The sequence below is a fragment of the Methylacidimicrobium tartarophylax genome (genome assembly GCF_902143375.2).
In the GTDB taxonomy this organism is placed as follows: Bacteria; Verrucomicrobiota; Verrucomicrobiia; order Methylacidiphilales; family Methylacidiphilaceae; genus Methylacidimicrobium; species Methylacidimicrobium tartarophylax.
The window spans coordinates 1-10017 of the sequence record NZ_CABFVA020000098.1 but is presented as its reverse complement, the minus strand read 5'-3'; the positions used below and the strand labels follow the sequence as shown (position 1 = coordinate 10017).

Annotated in this window: 10 protein-coding genes; 3 read left to right on the top strand and 7 right to left on the bottom strand. The window is 61.2% G+C overall.

Going from position 1 to position 10017, the window contains the following annotated elements; translation table 11 throughout:
• Window positions 1-90: 90 nt before the first annotated feature.
• The 6 genes from MAMT_RS08765 to MAMT_RS08740 form a co-directional block, all read right to left on the bottom strand.
• Window positions 91-867, bottom strand: a complete 777-nt coding sequence (locus MAMT_RS08765; RefSeq protein ID WP_142660625.1) for a phosphatase PAP2 family protein — start codon at window positions 865-867, stop codon at window positions 91-93.
• Window positions 864-2069 (bottom strand): cysteine desulfurase family protein, encoded by a 1206-nt coding sequence (locus MAMT_RS08760; RefSeq protein ID WP_178087035.1) that lies wholly within the window; start codon window positions 2067-2069, stop codon window positions 864-866. The genes MAMT_RS08765 and MAMT_RS08760 overlap by 4 nt, the downstream gene beginning before the upstream one ends.
• Before the next feature lie 18 nt (window positions 2070-2087).
• A complete protein-coding gene (locus tag MAMT_RS08755; protein ID WP_142660621.1) occupies window positions 2088-2870 on the bottom strand; it encodes a DUF4013 domain-containing protein in 783 nt (260 codons plus the stop codon).
• A 125-nt stretch (window positions 2871-2995) separates the two neighbouring features.
• Window positions 2996-3985, bottom strand: a complete 990-nt coding sequence (locus MAMT_RS08750; RefSeq protein WP_142660620.1) for a glycosyltransferase family 2 protein — start codon at window positions 3983-3985, stop codon at window positions 2996-2998.
• Complete coding sequence (locus MAMT_RS08745; RefSeq protein ID WP_142660619.1) at window positions 3985-4773, bottom strand: hypothetical protein; 789 nt, start codon at window positions 4771-4773, stop codon at window positions 3985-3987. Before MAMT_RS08745 ends, MAMT_RS08750 begins: the two co-directional genes overlap by 1 nt.
• Entirely contained in the window at window positions 4770-5720 is a 951-nt protein-coding gene (locus MAMT_RS08740) for a glycosyltransferase family 2 protein (RefSeq protein WP_281289112.1), read from the bottom strand. Before MAMT_RS08740 ends, MAMT_RS08745 begins: the two co-directional genes overlap by 4 nt.
• 128 nt (window positions 5721-5848) lie before the next feature.
• Here MAMT_RS08740 and MAMT_RS08735 point away from each other — a divergent pair, with 128 nt between their 5' ends.
• A complete protein-coding gene (locus MAMT_RS08735) occupies window positions 5849-6448 on the top strand; it encodes a DUF488 domain-containing protein (RefSeq protein WP_142660616.1) in 600 nt (199 codons plus the stop codon).
• A 141-nt stretch (window positions 6449-6589) separates the two neighbouring features.
• Window positions 6590-8146 (top strand): hypothetical protein, encoded by a 1557-nt coding sequence (locus tag MAMT_RS08730; protein ID WP_142660614.1) that lies wholly within the window; start codon window positions 6590-6592, stop codon window positions 8144-8146.
• A 27-nt stretch (window positions 8147-8173) separates the two neighbouring features.
• Here MAMT_RS08730 and MAMT_RS08725 read toward each other — a convergent pair whose 3' ends face one another.
• A complete protein-coding gene (locus tag MAMT_RS08725) occupies window positions 8174-9034 on the bottom strand; it encodes a hypothetical protein (RefSeq protein WP_142660613.1) in 861 nt (286 codons plus the stop codon).
• A gap of 471 nt (window positions 9035-9505) precedes the next feature.
• Between MAMT_RS08725 and MAMT_RS08720 the strand changes: the two genes are divergently transcribed.
• Entirely contained in the window at window positions 9506-9760 is a 255-nt protein-coding gene (locus MAMT_RS08720; RefSeq protein WP_142660611.1) for a hypothetical protein, read from the top strand.
• Window positions 9761-10017 lie beyond the last annotated feature (257 nt).

The window sequence follows — 10017 nt, the reverse complement described above, 5'->3', positions numbered from 1 at the left end:
TGCCGTGCCGCTCCTTCGGGAATCGTTAGAGGAGGATAACGATTCGTTCGATGTTTCCAATGAGTTCGACGTCGGATTCAACGATTTCGTTCAAATCTCCTTTTCGGGCCGAGAGGCAGGAGGTGGCGTCGTACGGCGCGACAGACGTCGGCAAAGGAGCGTGCCGAAGAGTATCCCCCAGAGCGTGCCCCAGATTGCGCCTACAGTGACATCCGATAGGTAGTGCTGCCGTAGTTCCATTCGGGACCAGCAGACGCCGAGAGCGAGGAGGCCAAGGGGGATGCCGAGCTGCGGAACCAGGCGGATGATCGCGGCTGCGCTCGCGGTAGACGAGGCCGCATGGCCCGAAGGAAAGCCCTGAAACATATGGATGCCGAGCGGGCCGTACAACCCATCGGGAAGATCGTTGTCCGGGCGGGTTCTGCCGAAGGAGACCTTCGGCTCCGGCTTCCGTCCGATTCGCAGAGTCGCGGCGGCGACGGTGGCGTAGGGCCGGGGTCGGCCGAAAGAGAAGCGGCCGGCGTCCAGGGTTATCCCTGCCACGGATGCGGCTAGGAAGCTTGCCAGGGCAGCTGATCGAGCCCGCCGGCTCTTTGCAATCAGGCTCCCGATCGCAAACAGGATCGAGACGAGAATGCTTCCGGGAAGATAATCGCCCCAGAAGCTGAACTGCTGCGCAATTTGTTGAAAGGTAGGACGATCGATCTGCTGAACGACTCGGTAAGCGGCAAAATCCATCGGAAAGGAGAGGAAAAAACCGGCGGCAAGAAGCCCTGCGGAAAACGCGAGCCACCCCAACCAGCGTTTTATTTGGAATGGGAACAAGCCGTCGACTCGGCTCGCGATCGATCTTTCGGGAGCACTCACCGGCCGGCCTCCCCTGCGGACGGCTTCGAAGGCAAGCGATCCTTCACCATCTGCCAGGCAGGGGACATCGAGCGCAACCGCTCGATCACCCTGGTGTAGACTTGGCAAAATGAGTCAAGATCCGCTTCCGAAGTCTCCCGGCTTAGCGTGAGCTGGATTGCCGACATCACCAACCGCTGCGGAATCCCGATCGAACGAAGGACATGACTGCCTCGCAACGACTTGCTTATACAGCTCGGGCCAGCGGCAATCGCAATTCCTTTGAGATCGCAGGCAAGTACTTGTGCCTCTCCTTCCGCGCCTTCCGCACTCCAAGCGAGGTGATGCGGCAGACGCTGCTCACCGGGCGGAGGACCGTGCCAGTGGAGCGCGGGAATCGTGCTGCGGATCGCCTCCCAGAGTTTCTGCGAAAGAGAGCGAAGCCGGGATGTCGAAGCGGCTAAAGTTCCGGAGGTCAGCTCGACCGCCTTGGCCGCTCCGACGATGCCCGGGAGATTTTCGGTACCGGCGCGGAGCCCCTTCTCCTGGGAACCCCCATGAATCTGGGAGCAGAGGGCCACTCTCTCCTGTTTGCGCAAGGCCCCTACTCCCACCGCCCCCCCACACCCGCGGAAGTGGAATGCGAAGAGCGGGACAGAGATTTGGCCTAGGTCGATGGGCAGCCAGCCCACGCTTGCCGTTGCATCGCAGAAAAGGGTGGTGCCCGCCTCCTGACAAACTCGGGAGATCTCTGGAATCGGCTGAATCGCACCGGTCTCCCCGTTGGCCCATTGGACACAGACGAGGATGGTCTCGGGAGTAAGAGCCGCCGCGATCGCAGCGGGATCGACACCCCCTTCCCGGTCCACGGGTACCCAGCCGATCTCCGCCCCCTGCCCGCGCAGCCAGTCGAGCGAACGCAGGACGGCGACCGATTCCACCGGGGAGGAGAGGATACGATTGCCGCGCTTGCGGTTCGCTTCATAGAAGCCTTTGAGGCCGAGATTGATGGCTTCCGTTCCACCGGAGGTGAAGAAGATCTCCGAGGGAGAGGCGCCCAAAAAGGAGGCTACTACTTCCCTCGCCTCTTCCAAGGCTTGCCGCGCCCGGGTACCTGCGCTGTAGAGGCTGGCCGGATTGCCCGGCTCCCGGAAAAAGGGGAGCATCGCTTCGAGTACTGCCGGATGAATCGGCGTCGCCGCTGCCGAGTCGAGGGAAATCACAGGATGAAGTCGCAGTTCCTAAGAAGCCGACGAATCCGCCGGGGCGAAAGAGCCGGATGCCTTCTCTACGGCGGAAGCATAAATCGGCCCAAACCAGGTATCGACCAGGCAGAGACCGAAAAAAAGGGCGATCGGGATCGTGTAAAAAAAGGACATCAGGATGGCGTTGAGTCCACCGAGGAAGGCCGAGGCGATCAGAAAGTCGCCTCGCCTTTTCCAAAACAGGCGGAAATTTTCCCGATAATCGAGGGCGCAAGAGGAGACCGAAGCGCCATCGAGCCAGCGGCAGCAGGCGACCGCGCAAAACGGCACCGCGAACCAGGTCCCGAAGGGAATGAAAACGGAAAGCAGATTGGAGGGAAGTCCCAGGAGCCGGATGAAGAGTCCATAGCAGGCCGCCATCCAAAGGAAGAGCGGCAAGAGCAAGGTCGTCAGGGAGATTGCGAACTTCACCGCGCCTTCGCGGAGATATTGGCCGAGAACACGACTGCTCCATTCCGGCAACTGCCTCCCGCCGAAGCGCGCTCTGCGGAGAACTTCGTAGGTAAAACCCAAGGCGAACCAGAAGCTGCAGACATTAACGATGAGAAGGCCGAAGGAGAGGAATTTATGTTGCGTCCATCCGCCGATCCACTTCGGAGCTACGGATAAAAGGACGGGATTGATCAGCAGAATACCTCCGAGGACGATCTTGGGAAACCAGAACCGATCGGAAAACAGGCGGGCAAACCCGGCCCGAATGTCGCAAAAACAGTAACGCTCGTTGCCCTTCTCCTGTGACGAATCGACGCAATCATGCATGCTAGGCCTCCTTCCAAAGCGCAATGGGTAAGATCGGGATCCAAACGTTAGCCTCCTCAAGCCAATCCTTGACCGAGGAGACCTCGTGATCAAGATGCGGTTTCTCGTCTTCTCGTGCCACCCCCCTATCGCCTAAAACTTCGCAAGCGCTTGTCCAAGGGGCGAAAAAGATTTGCGGCCCGGCAGACCCTTTCCGCTCCTTCGAAGCCGAGCACGCCGAAGAGCGTGCGATAGCTCGGCGTCGCTTTCGGCCCGCAGGGATAGACAAGGCCACGCTTCTGACGCTCTCGATAGAGTTCCGCCGCCTCCCTGAGATTGTCTTTGGCGATCTCCCGGAGCACTTGGAAATAGGTCCATGCCGCCGCTTCCCTGCGCCTCGCCGTCCACTGCTGCTGCTCCTGTAGCCAGCAGGTCATCTTGTCGAGCAGGGAGAGCTCAGTTCGAAAAAGAGCTGCATGATCACGATGGCAAAACGACCCCTGCGACCAGTCGGCCCGGTAGACGGCGCCCGCGGTCGGCGTCCAGACGAAAAGAAAATTGGCCTGCAGTGCCCGTAGGTAGATCTCGTTGTCCTCCGTCGCGCAGCGAATCGAACGATTCCAACCCCCGATGCTCACCAGCGACTTTTTACGCCAGAGGCCGGCAGCAACTTGTGGGTTTTTACGCTCAAGCCACCGGACGACCGGGTCGGCGTCCCCCTCGTCTTTCGGCTGCCGGACCGGAAGCGGCTTTCCCCCTTTCCACCGCTCTTCGAGGAGAGGAGAGAGAATGGCGTCGGCATCCGGATTGGTGCACTCGGTCCACTGGCGCTCGATCTTCCAGGGTTCCAAGTAGTCGTCGGCATCCAAGTATTGAATCCACTCCCCTTTAGCTTCCAAGAGAACCCGGTTCCTTGCCGCCGCCGCGCCCTGATTACTCTGACGATAGACGATCACCCGGTCTCGATACTTCTCCAGAATGTTCGGCGTTCCGTCCGTGGAGCCGTCGTCCACCACAATCACCTCGATCGGCCGCCAGCTTTGGGCCAAAACACTTTCCAATGCTTGGGCAAGGAAGCGGGCTCCGTTGAAAACCGGAATTCCCACGGTAACCTGCGGCCTTTCGGAAGGGGACATCAGCGTGCTTCTTTCTCCTGAGAGCGTTCCATCACCAGGGTAGCTTCCTCCGCTTCCCCCTCCGGCTTCCAGCAGGGGATCACGGCTCGATTCATTGGATCGCGATGATAGGCCCGCGTCGGCCTTCCGAAAAGCAGCGGATCGAGCGCGGATCCGACATCAAGGTAGACATTGTCCGCCGAAACCTTCCAGAGCGCGTGGATGAGGATCTTTCCGAGGGGCCCCCCTGCAACGAGAAAAACCGCTCCACGGGAAAGAGAGGCCTTCAGATCGAGCAGGTCCAGGAGCTCCCGCTCCCTGCGCTTCCAGAGCTGGATGCAGTCCCCCGAAAGGGGAAGGAAATCGGAGATGCCGAGAGCCTCCTCGAGCCGAGGACGGGAAAGGCGGGCATTTCCCATGAAGATCGTGGGCCGGTTCGACCGGCGGAGCCGGGGAACGAACTCCTCCAGAAAGCGATCGTGATTCCCGTTGGCGAAGAGCGCGGCAAAGGTCAGGCTTTCCCGACGCGCGGCGGTGAGGCCTCGCACCAGATCATGCATCCACGGACTCATGTCCCAGGAAGGAAGACCGTAAAAAAAGGAGTCGTCTTGGATTCGGAGCGACTCTCGAAGCGACGAGCGGAAATGAAGGTCCTTGTTCGGCCGGTATTGCCATTCGTGCTTGCATCCGACCGGCTGGTTGGCCAAGACGCGGGCTTCCCCATCGTTATAGCGGGCGAAGGCAAAGGGCTTCCCGGAATCAAACCGGCCGAGCAGCTCGTCGAAATCCCCTCGGAAGTCCTGCGTCATTCGCGAGCCCCACCCAAGGCGGCAGGCTGCCAATGGCCGAAGGAGAGCATCCCTTTCTTCAGGCCGACTTCCCTCCTTCCCGCCGCCGCTGCCCGAATCGCGCCATACTTTCCCCATCGCTCCTTCCAGGCGCTCGTCCGCCCGGCGATCGGCCAAACCAGTCCGAGCAGGAAAAGCTCCCAGGAGCTCTTCACCCATTGACTGATTCGGATCCACCGAAGCGCACGAGCCGGATAGTGCTTTCGGTAAAAGAGATATTCCCCTGCCAGCTTCTTTTGCCAGTAGGCCCTCGGGTTCGTGCCCTCCTCGCTGTGGCGGCCGATATGAACCGCTCGCACCTCCGTGAGGCAGGCGAGCCGCAAGCCGAGTCGGCGCAGGCGAAGGCAGAGATCCTGGTCTTCCCCGTAAAGAAAGAAGTCTTCGTCGAACCCCCCTACCCTCGAGGCGGTTGCGGAGCGCAGAGCCAGGCAGGCCCCCAGAAGGGCCGCAAGCTCGCCCGGCAGGATGCCCAGCGCCCCTCTCGTCCAACGTTCGTTGGGATACGCACGAGCCGTGCTCGGCTGCCGTGAGCCGCCCTCCTCGTAGAGGGCCGGCCCGACCGCTCCGAGAGATCGGTCGGCGCGCAAGGAGGCGGCTAACCGTGCCACCGCATCGGAATCCGGAAATCGGAGATCCGGATTTACAAAAAGCAGAATCTCGCCCCTTGCCGCTCGCATTCCCTGGTTACAGGCCCGTGCAAAGCCGATATTCTCGGGATTTCTCCAGAGCCTGATCTCGGGAAACTTCCCGGCGATCCAATCCGCCGTCCCGTCTCCGGACGCATTGTCGACGACGAGAATTTCCAGCCGAATCCCCTCTTGCGCCTGAAGCGACCGGAGGCAGCCGTCCAGCACCGGTCGGCTGTTGTAGGTCACAAGGATAGCGGATACCTCGATCGATTCCCTCACTGGTCGGCGCCTAGCGTGAAACGAGGCAGACACTCTGTCAAAGACAAAGCAGAGGAAGAGGATTTCTTGCCTCGTGACCCGGTCGCCTCTTCGTTCGCCGCACCCGGCCCGGAGACGTATCTTCTCCTGTGGATCCGAAGAGTGCGCCCCTGCCCCGCCCCGCCGTCTTGACCCTCGGACACGGCACGCGGTCCTTGGAAGAGTTCGTTCACATCCTGAAGATCCAAGAGATTTCCTTCGTGGTCGATGTCCGAACGATTCCCAAGTCCCGGCACAATCCGCAGTTCAACAAGGAGACCCTTCCCGCGGCGTTGGCCGTTCACGACATCGGATACGAGCATATGGTTTCCCTTGGAGGCTTGCGCCGTCCAAAGCGGGATTCTCCAAACGGAGCCTGGCGAAACGCAAGTTTCCGAGGCTTCGCCGACTACATGCAGACCCCGGAGTTTTCCTCCGCGCTCGATCACCTGGAAGATCTGGCCAGGAAGAGCCGCCTCGTCCTCCTCTGCGCGGAGACAGTCCCATGGCGCTGCCACCGTTCGCTCATCGCCGACGCCCTGGTTGCCCGCGGACTTCCTGTACGCCATCTCCTTGATGCCAGACATGGCCAACCTCACCAACTCACTCCCTGGGCGCGGGTGAGAGGCCGCCAAGTGACCTATCCGTCTGCGTGTGCACGGTCGACCTCTGCGGACTCGCTGCCCGGCCAAGCTGGTGCCCACGGGTGAATCGAGAAAAACTCCGCCTGCCGGATGCGCGGCGAGCCCCGATCGCCTAACAGAAGAAGGGAGGAGCCCCCTTCCCGCCAAACTGAGCTGGGTGGGGATTCCCGATAGACGCAAGAGGAAAAGAGCAAAGACGGAGGTGCCATGTCCGCAGAAGCCAGAAAGCCGGAGGAAAGAGCAGAGCAGTTCACCCAAGATCTCTCCCCCTCCCAGCCGCTCGAGCGCGCGGTGGACCAGTTTTTAGGCCAGACCCTAGATTTGGGTCAGAAGGTAACGGCGGCAGTTTGGACTGGGACGGGACTGAACCATCTGTTTGAAAAAAGCAGCCACAAGGCCGATGCCGCTCACCCGAAACGGGATGCGGAAAAGCAGCGCGAATCCCCCTTGCTCGCTCTCAACAAGGAACGGGACGAGAAGAAGCCGGAGGAAAGAGGAGAGAACTCCACCCAAGATCTCCCCCCGACGATCCGGCCTCAGAGCCAATCTGGGCCATGTGCCGCCCAGGATCCCAAGGGCACCAGCTACGATCCCCTCTTGAGCGCGATGAACGAGAAGCTAGATCAGGCCCAGAAAGAGCTGCTCGAACTTCGGACGAAGGTCGACGAACTGAGCCAAAAAAGCAGCCACAAGGCCGATGCCGCCCACCCGAAATGGGATGCGGAAAAGCAGCGCGAATCCTCCCCGCCGCTTCCGCCCGTGGAGTGGGACGAATATGCCATTTCCTCGCCCGGTCCCTATCCTACGGAAAAGACCCACTCCCCCTCGCCCCATCCTCCCGCGAAAGATCATCCATCAGGGGAGGGTCGAGCAAGAATAACCCCGATGCAGGCTCGTGAAGCGCTTCGACACCTCCGGGAAGAGTCCCGGGCCATCGGTGGGGAAGCTCCCCGGAAAGAAGAGGGGCTGGCGAAAGAATTCGGCCAGCTCCAGCACCAGAGGAACGAGTTTTTCGAACAGACCACGAGGGTGGTGAAGGACGCAACCCAACTTCAGCAAGACCAGCGCCTCCACCCCGAGCGGGCCGTCAAGGACGAGGAAACGCTTCGCCACGACTGGCGGGTCCTCCGCAAGGACAAGGAAACCGTCCGACATACCGCCCAATCGCTCGAACGCGATGCTGCTCGCTTTGGCGAGGAGCATCCCGAGCTGCGAAAGCAAGGGGCCTTCCTGGCCCAGGAGGCCCATCGCGAGGGACGCGACCTTCCGCCCGTTCCTTCCGATCCAGCATCCCGCCCTGGCTTCCATCCGCAGAGCCATGCGCAAAAGGCGATGGAAGCGCTTCGCCAAAAAGGCAAGGAGTCTCACTCCCCCACCTGCCTGATCGTTACCCAGGCCGGTCGCCACGTTCACCTCTTCGAACGCACCCGCAAGGAGCTGCTGACCCTCCACAAAAAATATGGGGAAGATCTGGTTCGCGCCCAGAAAGACAAGGCCCTCCATCCGGAAGAGTGGAAGCGGCTGCGGGACGATCGCAAGAGGCTGGCCCGCGATCAGATGGCGATCGACAAGCAGGAGCAGACCCTGGGGAGAGAATCCCACGCGATCGGTGCCTTCGCCCAGGAGATCGGCAAGGAAGATCCCTCGCTGCGCAAGAGTGCCCAGAGCCTGAGCCAGCAGGTTCAATCCGAGACGCGGGATGCCCACCGCTTCCTTCCCGGGGTTCCATCCCGGCAGCCTCGCGGAGGAGGCAGGGACCGCTGATCCGTTCGCTGTTGCCGGCTGACCCGGTCAAGGAATCGTGGTTGGCTGCCGCAATGTGCCAAAGTCATACTGGAGGGCGACCCAACCTTCGAAATCCTGGTACCAGCCGGTACGCGACTGAATCGAGGAGACCACATCCGGATTGAGGCCCTCCACCGTCGAACTGGTCGGGGCAATGAAGCGGGTCGCGTATCCGAGGATCCAATTCCAGTGGGGGACAATCCGGATGGCGACTCCTGCCATGACCTTCGTCGAAGGGGCATAGGTAAAGACCGTCTGGCCGGGAGCGACCAGCTCCGCGCCCGAGGGACTTACCACCGAGTTTCCGCTTGCCCACGATAGCGCCACTCCGGCGGTGGCTCCGAGGAACGGCACGAAGCGGGTGGGGTTCGAGATCAGGACCACCCCGCCGATCTCCGGGAGAAATGTCCGGCTGGAGCCGCTGGAAGCGATGGGTCCGGCCGAAGAGGGACCATAAGAAAGAGCGGAAGAGCTCATTTCCGCGTAGTTGAGGATCAGCAGCACCCCGGGAATCGCCTTCCACTTCCCGTCCCGGGAGAGCGGCAAGCCCGCATCCATAAAGTTGTAGCCGAGATAGGGGCCGGCGAAGATGCCGGTGTGGGTCTGGGAAACGCCATGGGAACTCTGCGGGCCACCCGGAGTCTGGGCGACTCCCGAAACCTGCTGCGAGGACGGCCATGCGCCGCCGAAGAAGCCGCCGACCACTAACCCCTTGGTCCAGTTTTCCACAGGCTCCGGAGAGCGAAGCAGCTTGAGCCGCGCCGCCGCCTTTTCAACCGAGGGCTCCTCGGCGGAAATCTCCTCGCTGGAACTCGGCCCGGCCACGCAGAGAAACGGAAGAGCTACGGTCCAGAGTGCTGCACCCATTGCCGTGATGGACAGCCTTCCCCTAGCTAGCGTGTGCGTTGCCATGTTGGTTGGGCCAGCGCACCTTGGCGGAAGGAAAGAGCCCTGTCAATTCCACAATACCAATACTGTCGTAATCAACGGAAGTGACTGCTTGGGCATGGGATGGAGAGTTCATGAGATGGGACATGGACGGCTTTGGCGAAGCGGAAGCGGTCTCTCCGGTCCGAGTTGACGGCGTGAGAACGAATTTCTTTACTGTCAAACAGCAAACCCGAAGACCGACCCACACACGAAAAAGTGGACACTATCGGGGGGCGAGACCTGTTTCCACAAGCGGGTCGGCTGTAGCCTGCATGTCTCGTGCGCGGTGATCAAGGATGCGTCGCCCAGTGCAGTGGGAGGCAGCATGGCGGAGAGACGGAAAAGCTCGCGTCCTGAATAAGAATAAAAACATTCTATGACACTTTCACCACCTGCAAGAGGTACCCGATGGCCGACGGGGTCATCATCCACCGACCGGAAGTCGTGGCGCTGATCGAGGAAACCGCCAAGAAGCTGACCGAGGGTAATCCGATCGAAGCGGTCGCCCTGGCTGTCCGGCGCCTGCTGGAGCAGTATGCCCGCTCTGGTTCGCTCTTCGGGACGCATCGCGGTTCCGTGCGAGTGCGCGAAGGCGTCGACCTCACCGCGCCGGCGCTTGATCTCGGGCCCGATGCCGAGACCGGCCGAGAGATCGCGCGGTGACGGAACGTCTCCTGCTCAACACACATATCGCCCTTTGGCTCGATAGAGGGGATGAGCGCTTGCGGACTTTAACGCGCGTCCTGATCGGCGGCTGTTGACCGAACTGCCGGGCCAAAAATCGCAACCGGTTGCGAGAGAACAACCGGATTTGTCTTTATGGCTACGCCGTCGCCCAGGCCGGCGGATTTCGGAAGAGAGAGCGGATGCCGAGTCGGTCGATCCAGCTCTCCAGCGGCTTCGGGATGTGGGCAAGACGC